This is a genomic window from Amycolatopsis sp. NBC_00438, from assembly GCF_036026695.1.
Lineage (GTDB): Bacteria > Actinomycetota > Actinomycetes > Mycobacteriales > Pseudonocardiaceae > Amycolatopsis.
This window is the reverse complement of sequence record NZ_CP107923.1, coordinates 9,511,039-9,526,111: the sequence shown is the minus strand read 5'-3', so window position 1 is coordinate 9,526,111 and position 15,073 is coordinate 9,511,039. Positions and strand designations below refer to the sequence as shown.

13 protein-coding genes are annotated in these 15,073 nt (G+C 72.2%); 8 read left to right on the top strand and 5 right to left on the bottom strand.

Going from position 1 to position 15,073, the window contains the following annotated elements:
- Positions 1-2: 2 nt before the first annotated feature.
- Positions 3-1,085, bottom strand: a complete 1,083-nt coding sequence (ychF, locus tag OG494_RS44010; protein WP_328449098.1) for a redox-regulated ATPase YchF — start codon at positions 1,083-1,085, stop codon at positions 3-5.
- 114 nt (positions 1,086-1,199) lie between these two features.
- Here ychF and OG494_RS44005 point away from each other — a divergent pair, with 114 nt between their 5' ends.
- Positions 1,200-2,639: a DNA-3-methyladenine glycosylase 2 family protein gene (locus OG494_RS44005; protein ID WP_328449096.1), complete on the top strand. Its 1,440-nt coding sequence runs from the start codon at positions 1,200-1,202 to the stop codon at positions 2,637-2,639.
- A 114-nt stretch (positions 2,640-2,753) separates the two neighbouring features.
- Here the strand turns inward: OG494_RS44005 and OG494_RS44000 are convergent, their stop codons facing one another.
- From OG494_RS44000 to OG494_RS43990, 3 genes are read right to left on the bottom strand one after another with little or no spacing between them, the layout of a single operon-like run.
- Entirely contained in the window at positions 2,754-2,945 is a 192-nt protein-coding gene (locus OG494_RS44000) for a DUF1737 domain-containing protein (protein WP_328449094.1), read from the bottom strand.
- Positions 2,946-2,966: 21 nt separating this feature from the next.
- Complete coding sequence (locus OG494_RS43995; protein WP_328449092.1) at positions 2,967-5,918, bottom strand: SMC family ATPase; 2,952 nt, start codon at positions 5,916-5,918, stop codon at positions 2,967-2,969.
- On the bottom strand, positions 5,915-7,066 hold the full coding sequence (locus tag OG494_RS43990; RefSeq protein ID WP_328449090.1) for an exonuclease SbcCD subunit D: 1,152 nt from the start codon (positions 7,064-7,066) through the stop codon (positions 5,915-5,917). Before OG494_RS43990 ends, OG494_RS43995 begins: the two co-directional genes overlap by 4 nt.
- A 226-nt stretch (positions 7,067-7,292) precedes the next feature.
- Here OG494_RS43990 and rmuC point away from each other — a divergent pair, with 226 nt between their 5' ends.
- Both rmuC and OG494_RS43980 read left to right on the top strand, forming a co-directional pair.
- A complete protein-coding gene (gene rmuC / locus OG494_RS43985; protein ID WP_328449089.1) occupies positions 7,293-8,207 on the top strand; it encodes a DNA recombination protein RmuC in 915 nt (304 codons plus the stop codon).
- Between the two features lie 601 nt (positions 8,208-8,808).
- A complete protein-coding gene (locus OG494_RS43980) occupies positions 8,809-9,759 on the top strand; it encodes a DUF6542 domain-containing protein (protein ID WP_328449088.1) in 951 nt (316 codons plus the stop codon).
- Positions 9,760-10,178: 419 nt separating this feature from the next.
- Here the strand turns inward: OG494_RS43980 and OG494_RS43975 are convergent, their stop codons facing one another.
- Entirely contained in the window at positions 10,179-11,177 is a 999-nt protein-coding gene (locus tag OG494_RS43975; RefSeq protein ID WP_328449087.1) for a 4-hydroxy-3-methylbut-2-enyl diphosphate reductase, read from the bottom strand.
- A gap of 151 nt (positions 11,178-11,328) precedes the next feature.
- Here OG494_RS43975 and OG494_RS43970 point away from each other — a divergent pair, with 151 nt between their 5' ends.
- From OG494_RS43970 to glpX, 5 genes are all read left to right on the top strand, one after another.
- On the top strand, positions 11,329-12,057 hold the full coding sequence (locus tag OG494_RS43970; RefSeq protein WP_328449086.1) for a lipid droplet-associated protein: 729 nt from the start codon (positions 11,329-11,331) through the stop codon (positions 12,055-12,057).
- Positions 12,054-13,301 carry an exodeoxyribonuclease VII large subunit gene (gene xseA / locus OG494_RS43965; RefSeq protein WP_328449085.1) on the top strand — a complete coding sequence of 416 codons (1,248 nt, stop codon included), beginning with the start codon at positions 12,054-12,056 and terminating at the stop codon, positions 13,299-13,301. The genes OG494_RS43970 and xseA overlap by 4 nt, the downstream gene beginning before the upstream one ends.
- Before the next feature lie 32 nt (positions 13,302-13,333).
- On the top strand, positions 13,334-13,702 hold the full coding sequence (locus tag OG494_RS43960; RefSeq protein WP_328459204.1) for a hypothetical protein: 369 nt from the start codon (positions 13,334-13,336) through the stop codon (positions 13,700-13,702).
- A complete protein-coding gene (locus tag OG494_RS43955; protein ID WP_328449083.1) occupies positions 13,699-13,926 on the top strand; it encodes an exodeoxyribonuclease VII small subunit in 228 nt (75 codons plus the stop codon). The genes OG494_RS43960 and OG494_RS43955 overlap by 4 nt, the downstream gene beginning before the upstream one ends.
- A gap of 86 nt (positions 13,927-14,012) precedes the next feature.
- The gene (gene glpX / locus OG494_RS43950; protein WP_326957893.1) at positions 14,013-15,068 is read left to right on the top strand and encodes a class II fructose-bisphosphatase; all 1,056 of its coding nucleotides are present in this window, start codon (positions 14,013-14,015) and stop codon (positions 15,066-15,068) included.
- Positions 15,069-15,073 lie beyond the last annotated feature (5 nt).

Below are 15,073 nucleotides of genomic sequence, written 5' to 3'. Positions count from 1 at the left end.
GACTAGACGTTGAAGCGGAACTCCACCACGTCGCCGTCCGTCATGGTGTAGTCCTTGCCCTCCATGCGGACCTTGCCCGCGGCCCGGGCCGCCGCCATCGAGCCGGCGTCCATCAGGTCGTTGTACGAGACGATCTCCGCCTTGATGAAGCCGCGCTCGAAGTCCGTGTGGATGACGCCCGCGGCCTGCGGGGCCGTCGCGCCCTGCGGGATCGTCCAGGCGCGCGACTCCTTGGGGCCCGCGGTCAGGTAGGTCTGCAGGCCGAGGGTGTGGAAGCCGGCGCGGGCCAGCGAGTACAGGCCCGGCTCCGGCTGGCCGACCGACTCGAGCAGCTCGCGCACCGACTCCTCGTCGTCCAGCTCCAGCAGCTCCTGCTCGACCTTCGCGTCGAGGAACACCGCGTCGGCCGGCGCGACCAGCTTGGTCAGCTCCTCGCGGCGGGCTTCGTCGGTGAGGACGCCTTCGTCGGCGTTGAAGACGTACAGGAACGGCTTCGTGGTCAGGAGACTGTGCTCGCGAAGCAGTTCGAGGTCGACGTCCTTCTGCGCGGAGAAGAGCGTGCGGCCGCTGTCGAGGATTTCCTTCGCCTTCTGCGCGGCCTCGAGCGCGGGCTTCGCTTCCTTCTTGGTCCGCGCTTCCTTCTCCAGGCGCCAGACGGCCTTCTCGAGCGTCTGCAGGTCGGCCAGGATGAGCTCGGTGTTGATCGTCTCGATGTCGCTCAGCGGGTCGATCTTGCCGTCGACGTGGATCACGTCCGGGTCGTCGAACACGCGGATGACCTGGCAGATCGCGTTGGCCTCACGGATGTTCGCGAGGAACTTGTTGCCCAGCCCGGCGCCCTCGGAGGCACCCTTCACGATGCCTGCGATGTCCACAAAGGACACCACGGCCGGCACGGTCTTCTCCGACTTGAACAGCTCGGCGAGCTTGTCCAGCCGCGGGTCCGGCAGCGGGACCACGCCTACGTTCGGCTCGATCGTCGCGAACGGGTAGTTCGCGGCGAGCACGTCGTTGCGGGTCAGCGCGTTGAACAGGGTGGACTTGCCGACGTTGGGCAGGCCGACGATACCGAGGGTGAGGCTCACGACCCCGAAGTCTACGTGGCCGGTCCGCGGACGCCGTCAGGGCTCACGACCAGGCCGAACGCCGTGTCGGATTCCCGCCAGTCGCGGTGCTGACCTGGTGGCAGGCTGGGATTCATGGTCCCGAACACGGCGGTCGCCGAAGCCCCGGCGCTCTGGCGCGACGCCGAGCGCTGCTACCGCGTGGTCACCGCCCGCGACCCGCGCTTCGACGGCCAGTTCATCATGGCGGTCCGCACCACCGGCATCTACTGCCGGCCGTCGTGCCCGGCGTCGACGCCGAAGGTGCAGAACGTCCGCTTCTACCCGACGTCGGCGGCGGCACAGGCCAACGGCTTCCGCGCCTGCCGCCGCTGCTTCCCCGACGCCGTGCCCGGGTCGCCGGACTGGAACCTGCGCGCCGACCTCGCGGCGCGGGCGATGCGCCTGATCTCCGACGGGACTGTCGAACGCGAAGGCGTCCCGGGCCTCGCACGACGGCTCGGCTACTCCGAGCGCCAGCTCGGCCGGGTGCTCACCGCCGAACTGGGCGCCGGTCCGCTCGCGCTCGCCCGGGCCCACCGCGCGCACTCGGCGCGGCTGCTCATCGAGATGTCCGGGCTGCCGCTGACCGACGTCGCGTTCGCGGCGGGCTTCTCCAGCGTCCGGCAGTTCAACGAGACGATCCGCGAAGTGTTCGCGACAACGCCTTCGCAGCTTCGCGCCTTCGCTGCTTCGCGGCGTAGACGTCAGGGTGACGTCGGAGGAACGCGGCTCAGCCTGCGGCTGCCGTTCAGGCCGCCTTTCGACGCCGTCGGGCTGCTTCGCTTCTTCGCGGACAGGGCGGTGCCGGGCGTCGAAGACGTCATCGACGGGACGTACACCCGCACGCTGCGCCTCGCGCACGGCTCCGGCGTCGTACGGCTGACGCCGGAGCCGGACCACGTGCGCTGCGAGCTGCAGCTCGCCGACCTGCGTGATCTCAGCAGCGCGGTCAGCCGGGTCCGCCGCCTGCTGGACCTCGACGCCGACCCGGCGGCGGTCACGCGCGTGCTCGGCGCCGACCCCGCGCTGGCACCGGTCGTGGCTGCGGTGCCCGGGATCCGCGTCCCGGGCGCGGTCGACGGTGAGGAGCTGCTGCTGCGCGCCCTGCTCGGCCGGGAGGTGCCGGACGTCCTCGGCGCCGAGGTGCCGGGCGAAGCGGGGGTGACGAGGTTGTTCCCGACGGCGGCCCAGCTCGCGACGGCGGGACCACCACGGGTGGCCGGCGTCGCCGCGGCGCTGGCCGAGGGCCGGCTGGACGTGCACGTCGGACGCGGCGCGGCGGACCTGGGGGCGGAGCTGCTCGCGTGCCCGGGGGTCGACGCGTGGACAGCGGACTACGTGCTGATGCGCGTCCTCGGTGCGCCGGACGTCCTGCTGACCGGCGACGCCGCCCTGCAGCGGGGCGCGGCGGCGCTGGGCGTGAGGGATCTCTCGGAGCGGGCCAGGCGGTGGACGCCGTGGTGTTCCTACGCCGGGATGTACCTGTGGCGCGCGGATCCGGCGGGCTCGGCAGCCCGCACAAAGCGGCCGTGAGCTTCGACAATGGGCGCAGCCGGGACGATTCGAGTGCGCCGCCACCCCCGGGCAAGGGCGCAGGTAGCAAGTCTTGGCCACCGCCAAGAGCCGCGGCAGTCGGCGAGCCGGGTGCTAGGCCTGTTCGCCCGGCCAGAGCAGGGCCTGAGCCACGATCACCTGCTCGCCGTTGAAGGTGACCGCCGGCGAGCCGTGCAGGCGGTAGCCGAGCTCCAGCGCCTCGCTCACCCGGTGACAGAACTTCGCGTCGTCCGGGCCGGTGAGCACGCGGTAGCGGGGCAGGCCCTCGGGCAGCTGGTCGGTCATGACTTCATCTTGGCCGAGGCGTCAGCCCGCGCGCACCTCCAAGGTCGAGCCCGTGCGGGCCTTGCGGACCCGCAGCCGCGTCGGGATGCGCTGCCGCAGTTCCTCGACGTGCGACACCAGCCCGACCACCCGGCCGCCGGCGCGGAGTTCGTCGAGGATGTTCATCACGACGTCCAAGGTCTCGGCGTCCAGCGTGCCGAAGCCCTCGTCGACGAACAGCGTGTCCAGCAGCGCGCCACCGGTCTCGCCGGCGACGACGTCCGCCAGCCCCAGCGCCAGCGCCAGCGACGCCAGGAACGACTCGCCGCCGGACAGCGTCTTCGCCGGGCGGATGGTGCCCGAGTAGTCGTCCAGCACGTCGATGCCGAGGCCGCCGCGGGTGCCGCGCGCGCCGGCCGCGTCCGAGTGCACGAACGCGTAGCGCCCCTGACTCATCGTGCGCAGCCGGTGCGTGGCGGCGACCGCCACCTCCTCCAGCCGCGCCGCCAGCACGTACGAGCGCAGCGACATCTTCCGGCTGTTCTGCCCGCGCCCGTTGACGACGTCCGCCAGAGCGCGCAGCTCCGCGTACTCGGTTTCGGCCGGTGCCAACCCGGCGAGTGCTTTCCGCAGCAGTCCGGCCAGCCGGGTCAGCTCTACGTGCTGGGAGGCGGCAACGCGCAAGGCCGCGTACGCCGTGTCGGCGGCCGCGCGCGCCAGTTCGGCGGCGTCGGCCGCGCGCCCGACGTCGGCGACGTCGTCCGGCGAGATGCCGAACAGGTCCGGCTCGGCCAGCAGCGCCCGCGCGCCCGCCGCGGTCGCCTCGGCCTCGGCGATGCCTTGTTCCAGCTTTTCGATCTGCTCGTCCGGCAGCATCGCCGAGCGCGCCTTCTTCAGCGACGTGAAGCCCTTGGCCTTGACCGCCGCGTCAACCAGCGTGCGTTGCTGCGCGACCCGTTCCCGGGCACCGGTGACCGCCGTCCGCGCCTCGGCGACGGCTTCGAGGGCCTCGGCCAGCCCGACCAGGTGCGTCCGCCGCGCCCCGACGTCCGCGAACTCGCCGCGCCCGGCGACCAACCGGCGTTCCCGCTCGGCCAGCCGTTCTTCCAGGGACCGGACGTCCGCCGTGGCCTCGGCCACCGCTTGCTCGGCCCGGCGACGACGTTCCGTCCGCAGCTCCAGGTCCCGCTCCAGCAGCACGACCTGCTGACCGAGTTTCGCCTTCGCTTCGGCTTGCTGGGTCAGCGTGGTGACTGTCGCTCGGGCTTCGGACAGCTCGGCCGTGACGGTCTCGGCGGTCCGCCCCTCCAGCCGCTCGATCAGCCCCGCCAGCCGCGCCTTCGCCTCTTCCAGCGCGGTGACGACCCGCTGCCGCATCGCGTCCGCCGCCTGCTCGGCTTCCTCGGCGGCCCGCTCTTCGGCCGGATCGACGAGTATCGCGTTCCGGTTCGCCGGCGCCGGATGCTCCGCGGAGCCGCAGACCGGGCAGGGCGCGCCTTCCGGCAACGCGGCGGCGAGTTCGGCCGCCATGCCGTCGAGCCGCCGCTCGCGCAGGTCGAGCCGCCGTTGCCGGGCCGCTTGGTGCGTGTCGACGACTTCGCGCAGTTTCGCTTCGCCCCGACCGACTTTCGCCTGCGCCTCGGGCAGTTCGGCCGCGTCGCGCGCCACGGCCCGCAGCTCGTCGACGCGGGCGCGAGCCCCGTCGAGCTTGGCTTCGGCTTCGGCCGCCGCGAGCGCGTCCGCCCGCAGTTTCGCCAGCTGGCCGGGGATCGCGGCCAGCTCGGCGGTCAGTTCTTCAGCCTGCTTCGCGGCTGTGACGGAGGACAGCTTCAGGTCGTCGCGCCGCATGATGTCGACCTGCTGCTGCTCGGCCTCGGCGACCAGTTCGGCGACCGCACCCGCTTCTTCGCGCGCGGTCGCCGCTCGCGCCTTCAGGTCGCCAGTCGCACGGGTACCGAACTCCCGCAGCTCTGCGCCGCACGCCTTCTCTGCCTGCTCGGCGTCGGTCAGCTCCGCGGTCCGCCGGTCCAGCAGGTCCGCCTCGACGGCCACGCCCGCCGCCCGCCGCGCGGCCGCGACTTCCTGGGCCCACTCGGCACGCTGGGGCGCCTGCTCGGTGATCTCGAGCAGCCGCAAGTGCGCGGTGCGAACCCGGCGGATCTTCTCCGCGTCGGCGCGCTCCTCCTGCAGATGCGCGTCCGCCCGCTGGGCCGCGGCCCGCGCCCGTTCCTCCTCCGCCGTGACCTGCCCGACGCGTTCGGTGGCCGCCGCGAGCACCGCGTCCACCCACTCCGCGGGCTCCGACTCGGGCGGATCCTGTTGGGCCTCCTGGCCATACCGCGCCAGCAGCTCGCGCACGGACTGCTGCCGCGCCTCCAGCTCCCGGCCGCGCTCGGCCCGCAGGTCGGCGAACCAGCGTTCGACGTCGGCGAAGCGCTCGGTGCCGAACAGCCGTTCCAGCAGCTTTTCGCGCTCGGCGGTGTCCGAGCGCAGGAACCGGGCGAACTCGCCCTGCGGCAGCAGCACCACCTGGAAGAACTGGGCCGCGGTCATCCCGAGCAGCCGCTCGACCGTGCGCGCGACCTCCTCGATCCGGATCAGGCCCTCCGGCGCGAGCCCGGCCGGCGCGGTGCCGATCCAGCTCAGCGACACCTTCGCCTGCTGCGTTGTCGTGCCCTCGCCACGCCGCTTCGGCCGCTGGTACTCGGGGTTGCGCACGATCTTCAGCCGGTGCCCCTGCACGGTGAGCTCCAGCGCGACCTCGGTGACCTGATCCGGCACGGCCAGGTCGCAGCGCAGCCGCTTCGCCTCGTTGCGGGCGCCCGGGACCACGCCGAACAGGGCGAACGCGATCGCGTCGAGCAGCGTGGTCTTGCCCGCGCCGGTTTCGCCGTGGAGGAGGAAGAGCCCGTCCGCGCCGAGCACCTCGAAGTCGACCACCTGGCGCTTGAGGTACGGCCCGAAGGCCTCGACCTCCAGCCTGTGCAGCCTCATTTCGCGAGCGCCCCCCGGTCGGCCGCTTCGAGTGCGTGGAACAGGAGCTTCTCTTCGCGTTCGCTCGGCGGGGCACCGCGGCAGTCGTCGAGGAAGCTGCGCGAGATCTCGATGTCGGAGCGGCCGCGGACGGCGTCGGAGTACCGCAGCGGGGCGCCCGCGTACCCGCCTTCGGGCTCCCACTCCACGTGCACGGCGTGCGGGAACCGCACGCGCAGCCGGCGCATCGCGTCCACCGGGCGGACGCGATCGGTGACCGTGACCGACAGGAAGTGCTCGAGGAACACGTCGTGTTCCGGGGCCACGAGCAGGTCTTCGAGTTCGCCGCGCAGGGTGGCCAGGGCCCGCGGCACCGGCAGCTCGTGCCGGCGGACTTCGGCGAGCCCGTCGGCGTCCAGGTCGACCAGCCAGACCGATTTGCGTTGCCGCGCCTCGGAAAACGAGTACGCCAGCGGGCTTCCGGAGTAGCGCAGGTGCTCGGCGAGGGTCTGCGGGCCGTGAAGGTGGCCGAGCGCGACGTAGTCGACGCCGTCGAAAACCGAGCCGGGCACCTGTTCGACGCCCCCGACCGCGATCGTCCGCTCCGAATCGGTCGGTTCGCCACCGGTGACGAACGCGTGCGCAAGCACGACCGACCGGACGCCGGGGCGGGTGGCGAGGTCTTCGCGGATCCGGCGCATGGCCTCGGTGAGCACGCCCGTGTGCCCGCGCGCCTCCGGCACGCCCAGCGCGTGCCGCGACGGTTCCGGTTCGAGGTAAGGGATGCCGTAACACGCGACCGGGCCGTGGTCGTCGTCGAGCAGCACCGGTTCGGCGAGGCCCCCGACGGTGGTGCGCAGGTGCAGCCCGCCGGCGGCGGCGAACTCGGCGAACGCGCCGAGCCGGGGAGCGGAGTCGTGGTTGCCGGGCGTGACGATCAGCTGCGCGCCGGCCGCGCGGATCCGGGCGACCGCCGCGGTGGCCACCCGCACGGCCTCGGCCGACGGCACCGCGCGGTCGTAGATGTCCCCCGCCACCAGGACGACGTCGATCGCCTCGCCGGCCACGAGGTCGGCGAGGTGCCCGAGCACCGCTTCCTGTTCCGCCAGCAGGTCCGCACCGTGGAAGGTGCGGCCGAGGTGCCAGTCGGACGTGTGCAGGAATCTCACCGGGCCAAGGTACGACCCGGCTCCGACGAAATCGCGGAGGCTCGCCGCCATCCCACTCGAACGTGTGTACGAGCACGAGAGTGGCTTGCTCGGACACGCCCTGCCCGAATTCGAAGTGTTCCCAGGTCAGCTACCCAGAGCGACGGGTCGGGTGCGTTTTTTGTCGGTGGGGTCCGTCATGATGTCTGCGCGGTCCGATCCAGCGGCCCCGAGGGAGGAGATTCAGGTGGCGACAGTGCTGACCACGGCGGCGGTCGTGCTCGCGGTCCTGCTGCTGATCGCGGTCGCGGTGCTGTGGCGGCTGTACAACGACGGGATGCGGCGCGCGGACGCGGCGGCCCGGCTGGTCGCGGCCGAGCGGGCGAAGGCGGATCAGCAGCAGCTCGCGCTGCGCCGGTACGAGGTGGCGTTCGCGTCGATCAGCGGGCGCGGCGAGCTGGGCGAGCAGGTACTGGTCGAGACGGCGCGGGCGCTCGGGCTCCGCGAAGACCTGCACTTCACCCTGCAGACCGACCTGGCCGGTGGCGGCGCGGCGAAACCGGACATGGTGCTGAGCGTCGGCGGCGGGCGCACGGTCCCGGTCGACGCCAAGGCGAGCATGGCGACCTGGGCCGAAGCGATCGAGACCGACAACCCGGAGGAACGGCTGGACGCGTTGCGCGCGCACGTCCGGCAGATCCGGTCCCGGGCGGCCGAGCTGGCCGGCAAGGGCTATCAGCGCTGGGCGGACGCGATCTACGGCACGATCATGTTCGTCCCGTCCGACGCCGCCGTGGTCGCGGCGCTGGACACCGACCCGGAACTGCTGCGCTGGCTGATCGACCGGCGGGTGTTCCTGTGCGGGCCGACGGGCTTCGGCGTGCTGGCCTCGGCGGCCCTGTTCGCGGCGACCGACCGCACGCTGGAGGCCGACGTCGAGCAGGTCCGGGCCGGCGCGGCCGCGGCGCACCGGGCCGCGGGCGGCGCGGTGGAGGCGCTCAACCTGTCCAGCACGCACCTGCAGCGGTTCCTTTCGGCGCGACGGCGGGAACTGGAAGCCCTGGAGACGTTCCGGGCGACGGTGGCTCCCTTGACGGACGCGTCGGGGAGTCCGGCCGCGGTGCCCCAGGTGCGGAAGGGGGACGAACTGGCGGCGAGCTGAAAGGACTGGACCACGGGTGATCGGCTGACTCACCGTCACGGCGGGGCGCCCCGCTTGGCCCGGAGCCGGGCTCCGGAACGGGCGGCAACCGCCTGAACGGTGTCGCGATGTGGGCCCTGCGAACGCGGCGACGGGTCACCGGTTTGGCGAGGACGACCTCGGCTGGTCGCGCTGAGCCATCGAGCCGTTCGACGGGCTCGCGGCGAGGTACGGCCCGGGCAGGCAAGGCCGGACAGCGTCGGCGGCCGGACCCGGCGCGGTGGAGGCGGCCTCGGACGGACGTACCCGAGCGGCTGACTCGCGTCACTCGGTGCGGCAGTTTGTGACCTCGGCGGACAGCACCCGGACACGGCCATCCGGCCTACCTGGCGGAGCAGTGTCCAAAAGGTGGCCACGAGGTGGCCGGTAACCGTCCTACCAGCGACGATGCTCCCCGTGGCGAGTCACGGCCGGCACCGATCGAGCACTCCGGGAGATGCCGATGACGGCTGTCCGCGGTGAGTGCCCGCAGCCATTCGGCTCACGCCGCCGGGTGGCGGTACAACCAAGTCGGCGGCGGTGCTAGCAAGATCTTCACAACCACGAGATACGGTGTTGTCTCGTGACCGCGATTCGCGATCGCCAGAGCGATCCAGATGCCGACGACGTCCCCGTGCCGTGGGACGAGCGTCCAGTCGTCGGTTCGAGGCGTGGACTCCCTTGGTGGGCGGCGGTCCTGGTCGGCCTCGGCCTGGCGGTCGTCGGTGCCCTCATCGGCAAGCCGAGCCAGAACAGCATCCCCGTCATCTTCACGGTCTGTTACGTCCTGGGCGCGGTGATCGCGGTCTGCGCGGTGCGGCGCAGGGGCATCTTCGGGCCGATGGTGATGCCGCCGCTGGTGCTGGCCGTGACCGTGCCCAGCGTGATCCTGCTGACCTCCGGGTCGCAGGGCGGCGACGACATGCTTTCGAAGGCGCTGAAAATCGGCACCCCGCTGATCAACGGCTTCCCGATGATGGCGATCACCACCGGTGTCACGCTGCTGATCGGGTTCGTCCGGATCTTCCGCGAGAAGGACCCGGACGCCCCGGCGAAGGTCAAGGGCGGCAAGGGTGGCAAGGCCGACCGCCGTCGCGCGGACGAGGACGACGAGAAGCCCGCGGCTCGTGCCGCGGCGACGTCGGCGGGTGGGCGGCCGCGGCCGCCCGGCTCGAGCCGCACCGGTCAGACGCCCGTGCCGCAAGGTGCCCGCCGTGGCCGTGAAGGCGAACCGCCCCGGCGGCCGCGTCCGCCCGCGGAAGGTGAGCGCCGCGCCCCTCGTGCGGCGGGTGCGCCCGCCGAGCGCGACCCGGGCACCCGCGGCACCCGCAAGCCCCCGCCGGCGAACCGCCGCCCCCGCCCGGAAGAGGCCGACCCTCGCCGGCGCGAGCCCCGCGGCGACGCCGCCCCGCGCCGCCGGCCGCGGCCCCCGGCCGAAGACGGCCGTGACACACCGCCGCCCCGCCGCCCCTCGGCGGGTGGACGTGGTGCTCCGCCGCGACGGAACCGTCCCTGGGACGACGAAGAACGCTGACGTATCACCGAAGGCGGTCATTTCCTGCGGGAGGTGACCGCCTTCGGCGTTCAGGCGCGATGGTTCGGACCACACGGCTCACCACCGCGGCGACCTCTGCCACCGACGCGCGGCCGAGCGCGATCCCCGGACGTATCGACCCGCCGCAGCGACGCTCCCGGCCGGGTGTCGACTCACTCGGCGAGTCCGCTCCCGAGATCCCGGATCTCGTCCGACGGCCGCGAGAGCGAGGCGGAGAAGGGGTGGCGCTCACCCATCGGACGCCCCAGCAGGTTCTGCCGCCGGGTAAGGGGCTCATCTCGGAAAGCACCCGGCGGCGAGCCGAAGATCGACTCGCCGCCGGAACCGCTCAAGCTTCGGGGCACGAAGCTCTGTCGGCGAGCCGAAACCCGGCCCGCCGCCGAAGCGTCCAGAGGAACTCAGACCTTGCGAAGCTCCTTCGGCGGCGCGAAGGTGATCTTCTCGTTCGCCGTGGTGACCTCGTCGACGTCGGCGTAGCCGCGCTCGGCCAGCCAGTCGAGGACCTCCATCACCAGCACGTCCGGGACCGACGCGCCGCTGGTGACGCCCACCGTGGTGACGCCCTCCAGCCAGGCTTCGTCGATCTCGCGGGCGAAGTCGATCAGGTACGACGTGTCGGCGCCCGCCTTCAGGGCCACCTCGACCAGGCGCTTCGAGTTGGACGAGTTCGTCGAGCCGACCACCAGGACCAGGTCGCACTCGGCCGCCATCGCCTTGACCGCGACCTGGCGGTTCGTGGTGGCGTAACAGATGTCGTCGCTGGGCGGGTCCGCCAGACCGGGGAACCGCTCGCGGAGCTGGTCGACCCGCTCCATCGTCTCGTCGACCGACAGGGTCGTCTGGGACAGCCAGATCACCTTCGACGGGTCGCGCACCTCGACCTTGTCGACGTCCTCGGCCTTGTCGACCAGCTGCACCTTGTCCGGCGCCTCACCGGCGGTGCCCTCGACCTCTTCGTGGCCTTCGTGGCCGATCAGGAGGATGTCGTAGTCGTCCTTGGCGAACCGGTTGACCTCCTTGTGCACCTTCGTCACCAGGGGGCAGGTCGCGTCGATCGTGCGCAGGTTCCGGTCCGCCGCCTCCGCGTGCACCATCGGCGAGACGCCGTGGGCGGAGAACACCACGAGCGCGCCCTCGGGCACCTCGGACGTCTCGTCGACGAAGATCGCGCCGCGCTCGCGCAGCGTCTCGACCACGTGGCGGTTGTGGACGATCTCCTTGCGCACGTACACGGGGGCGCCGTAGACCTCGAGGGCCTTCTCGACGGCGATCACCGCGCGGTCCACGCCGGCGCAGTAGCCACGCGGCTTCGCGAGCAGCACGCGCTTCTTGCCGGAGGCGGTTCCGGTGATCGTCGGGGTACCCGCGGGCTCGATTCCGGGACTCGCTGAACTCATGGCACCCAGGGTACGGGCAGTCCGCGGGCGAACCCGCAGTCCCTTTCGGGTGAGCTTCGTCCCCCTGTCGTGCTGTGCGCGGGGTCACGCAACGCGCCCGAACCCACCCTTTGGGTTGGGCAGGATGGCGTAAATGCGGCAGGCTAGACGTATGAAGCCATTCCCGCTCCCCCTCCGGGTCGCCGCGGGCCTCGCCGTCAGCACCGCCGAGCGGGTTCGTGAGCTTCCCCGGCAGCTCGCCGGGCTCCCGGTGACCGTCGTCAGCCAGGTCCTGCAGGCCTCCATGCGGGTGCAGCAGCACGTCACCGAGCTGGCGATCAAGGGCGACAACGCCCTGTCGAACCTGCGGCCCGTCGAGGACACCCCCAGCTGGGCGACCTTCGACGAAGACCTCGACGTCCCGCCCGTCCGGCCCAACCTCACGCCGGTCGCCGACGTGCCCGAACCCCGTTCGGAGGTCAACGGTCACGTTCCGTCACTTTCCGACTTCGAAGCGGAACTGGGTGACCCGTGGGCCGACGAAGAGCGCGCGCTCGCCGAGGACCACGCCGACGGCGAGTTCGACGCGCCCGAAAACGCGCCGGAGAAAGCCTCCAAGCCGAAGCCCGGCACCCCCAAGATCGACAAGAAGGCCAAGAGCGAAATCCCGAAGACCAGCGCCGGCGGGTACGAAGGTCCCGCCGGGCTGACCGGCTACGACCAGCTCACGCTGCCGCAGCTGCGGGCCCGGCTGCGCCAGTTCTCGATCCCGCAGCTCGAGACGATCCTCGAGTACGAGCGCGCCCACGCCGACCGCTCGTCGTTCACCGGGATGCTGAGCCGCCGGATCGCCAACGCCCGCAAGGCGCAAGAGTCCGGCGACGGCACGGAAGGCCCGTGAGCACCGAATCCGCGCCGGCACCCTCGAGCACCGCCGAAAACCCCTGGCCGGTCCGCACGGTCGCGCGCAAGGTCGGCGACTGGATCCACCGGCTCGGCAGCGTCTGGGTCGAAGGTCAGGTCACCCAGGTCAACTCGCGGCCGAACACGCAGACCGCGTTCCTGACGCTGCGCGACCCGTCCGCGGACGTCTCGATGTCGGTCACCTGCCCGAACTGGCTGATCCGCGAGATGGAGCCGCCGCTGCGCGAGGGCGCCAGCGTCGTCGTGCACGCGAAGCCGTCGTTCTTCTTCGGCCGCGGCACGATCAGCCTGCGCGCCGACGAGATCCGCGCCGTCGGCATCGGTGAGCTGCTGGCCCGGATCGAACGCCTGAAGAAGCTGCTCACCGCCGAAGGCCTCTTCTCGGCGCAGCGCAAGCGGCCGATCCCGTTCCTGCCCCGGGGCGTCGGCCTGATCACCGGCCGTGCGTCGGCGGCCGAGCGGGACGTCCTGGTCAACGCCCAGGCGCGCTGGCCGCACGTGCAGTTCAAGGTCTTCAACACCGCCGTGCAGGGTTCGCAGGCGGTTCCGCAGATCATGCGCGCGCTGCGGATGCTGGACGCCGACACGGACGTCGACGTCATCGTCATCGCCCGCGGCGGCGGCAGCGTCGAAGACCTGCTGCCGTTCTCCGACGAGGCGCTCTGCCGCGCGGTGTCGGCCACCGGGACACCGGTGGTCAGCGCGATCGGGCACGAGCCCGACACCCCGCTGCTCGACTACGTCGCCGACCTGCGCTGCTCGACGCCGACCGACGCGAGCAAGCGGATCGTGCCGGACGTCCGCGAGGAGACCCAGCGCGTCCACCAGATGCGCGATCGCGGCCGCCGCGCGCTGCACGGCTGGGTCGACACCCAGACCCGGCTGCTGACCCAGCTGCGCAGCCGCCCGGCGCTGGCCGATCCGCTCGGCCCGGTCCAGCGGCGCCAGGACGACGTCGACGTGCACCGCGAACGCGCCCGCCGCGCCATGCTGACCCTGCTCGCCAAGGACCAGGCCGAAATCGCCAGCGCGCGGGCCCGGCTCACCGCGCTCGGGCCGGCCGCGACGCTGGAACGCGGCTACGCGGTCGTGCAGTTCCTCGACGCCGAAGGCAACCTCCAGGTACTCCGCTCCGTCTCCGAAGTCGAGGCCGGTGCCCAGCTGCGCGTGCGCGTGGGCGACGGCGCGATCACGGCGGTGGCGGAAGGAGCACGGGAGTGAATCCTCGGGCAGCGACGTTCCTCCCGCTGACGATGGACGCGGCCCGGCAGCTGGGCGCGCGTCCGCTGCTGGACCAGGCGATCCGCACCGATCGGGCGGCCGCCGAATGCTGGACGGCGCTGCTCGCCGGCTGCGGCACCGCCGCCCGCCGCGACCTGGGCCCGCAGCTGCGGCGGCTCTCCGAGGCGACGTCGATGCAGGTCGGTTCGCGCTGGTGGTTCGCCGAGGGCGCCGGGCACCGCAAGCGGGTGGCCGGGGCGCAGGAAAACCTCGAAGAGGCGATCGCGGAGGGTGACGGGCAGGAGTTCGCGCTGGCGTTCGTCGGGTACGACCACGCGATGGCGAGCGCGGTAGTGTGCGCCCACAACCCATCCCGGAAGGTCGGAGAACGTCCAGCGTGAGCGAACCAGCCACTGAGGAACTCGGCTACGAGCAGGCCCGTGACCGCCTCGTCGAGGTCGTCCGCGAGCTCGAAGCCGGCGGGCTGTCGCTCGAGCAGTCGCTCGAGTTGTGGGAGAAGGGCGAGAAGCTCGCGAAGGTCTGCGAGCGGCACCTCGAGGGCGCCCGGGAGCGCGTCGAAGCCGCCTTGGCGTCCGTCGAGGACGAGCCCGGCAACGGCCAGTGACGTTCGCCATGCCGTCGGTGCCTCGACCGACCCGCGGTATCTGAGAGACTGGGCGTCCGCCGAACTCCGCATTCCGGGAGGCCCGCATGACCAGCTCCAGCGCCCCACAACGCCGTGAAGCGCCCGACCGCAACCTCGCGATGGAGCTGGTCCGGGTGACCGAAGCCGCCGCGATGGCGGCCGGCCGCTGGGTCGGCCGCGGCGACAAGATCGGCGGGGACGGCGCGGCCGTCGACGCGATGCGCCAGCTGGTGTCGACCGTGTCCATGCGCGGCGTCGTGGTGATCGGCGAGGGCGAGAAGGACGAAGCGCCCATGCTGTTCAACGGCGAAGAGGTCGGCAACGGCGACGGCCCGGACTGCGACGTCGCGGTCGACCCGGTCGACGGCACCACGCTGATGGCCAAGGGCATGCCCAACGCCCTCGCGGTGCTCGCGGTCGCCGAGCGCGGCGCGATGTTTGACCCGTCCGCGGTGTTCTACATGGAGAAGCTGGCCGTCGGGCCGGAAGCCGCGGGCAAGGTGGAGCTCGGCGCGCCGATCGCGGAGAACATCCGCCGGGTCGCCAAGGCGAAGAACAGCAGCGTCGGCGACGTCACGGTGTGCATCCTGGACCGCCCGCGCCACGAGCAGATCATCAAGGAGGTCCGCGACGCCGGCGCGCGGATCCGCTTCATCTCCGACGGCGACGTCGCGGGCGCGATCGCCGCGGCCCGCCCGACCACCGGCGTCGACATGCTGATCGGCATCGGCGGCACCCCCGAGGGCATCATCGCGGCCTGCGCGATGAAGTGCCTCGGCGGCGAGCTGCAGGGCCGGCTGTGGCCGAAGGACGACGCCGAGCGCGAGAAGGCCATCGCCGCCGGGCACGACCTCGACCGCGTCCTGCTCAACGACGACCTCGTGCGCGGCGACAACGTCTTCTTCTGCGCCACCGGCGTCACCGACGGCGACCTGCTCCGCGGCGTCAACTACCGCGAGGGCGGCGCGACGACGCAGTCCATCGTGATGCGGTCCAAGTCCGGGACCGTCAGAATGATCGACGGCTACCACCGGCTCGACAAGCTCCGGGCGTACTCCTCGATCGACTTCGACGGCAACCTGAGCGCCGGCGACGACGACGTGGTGCCCCCGCTGCCGTAAAGGAG

What these genes read in the sequence shown, in the direction of transcription:
- OG494_RS43970 (WP_328449086.1), top strand. Translation starts at nt 11,329, where the DNA reads ATGAAGCCATTCCCGCTCCCCCTCCGGGTCGCCGCGGGCCTCGCCGTC.
- OG494_RS44005 (WP_328449096.1), top strand. Translation starts at nt 1,200, where the DNA reads ATGGTCCCGAACACGGCGGTCGCCGAAGCCCCGGCGCTCTGGCGCGAC.
- OG494_RS43975 (WP_328449087.1), bottom strand. Translation starts at nt 11,177, where the DNA reads ATGAGTTCAGCGAGTCCCGGAATCGAGCCCGCGGGTACCCCGACGATC.
- OG494_RS44000 (WP_328449094.1), bottom strand. Translation starts at nt 2,945, where the DNA reads ATGACCGACCAGCTGCCCGAGGGCCTGCCCCGCTACCGCGTGCTCACC.
- OG494_RS43960 (WP_328459204.1), top strand. Translation starts at nt 13,334, where the DNA reads ATGGACGCGGCCCGGCAGCTGGGCGCGCGTCCGCTGCTGGACCAGGCG.
- glpX (WP_326957893.1), top strand. Translation starts at nt 14,013, where the DNA reads ATGACCAGCTCCAGCGCCCCACAACGCCGTGAAGCGCCCGACCGCAAC.
- OG494_RS43995 (WP_328449092.1), bottom strand. Translation starts at nt 5,918, where the DNA reads ATGAGGCTGCACAGGCTGGAGGTCGAGGCCTTCGGGCCGTACCTCAAG.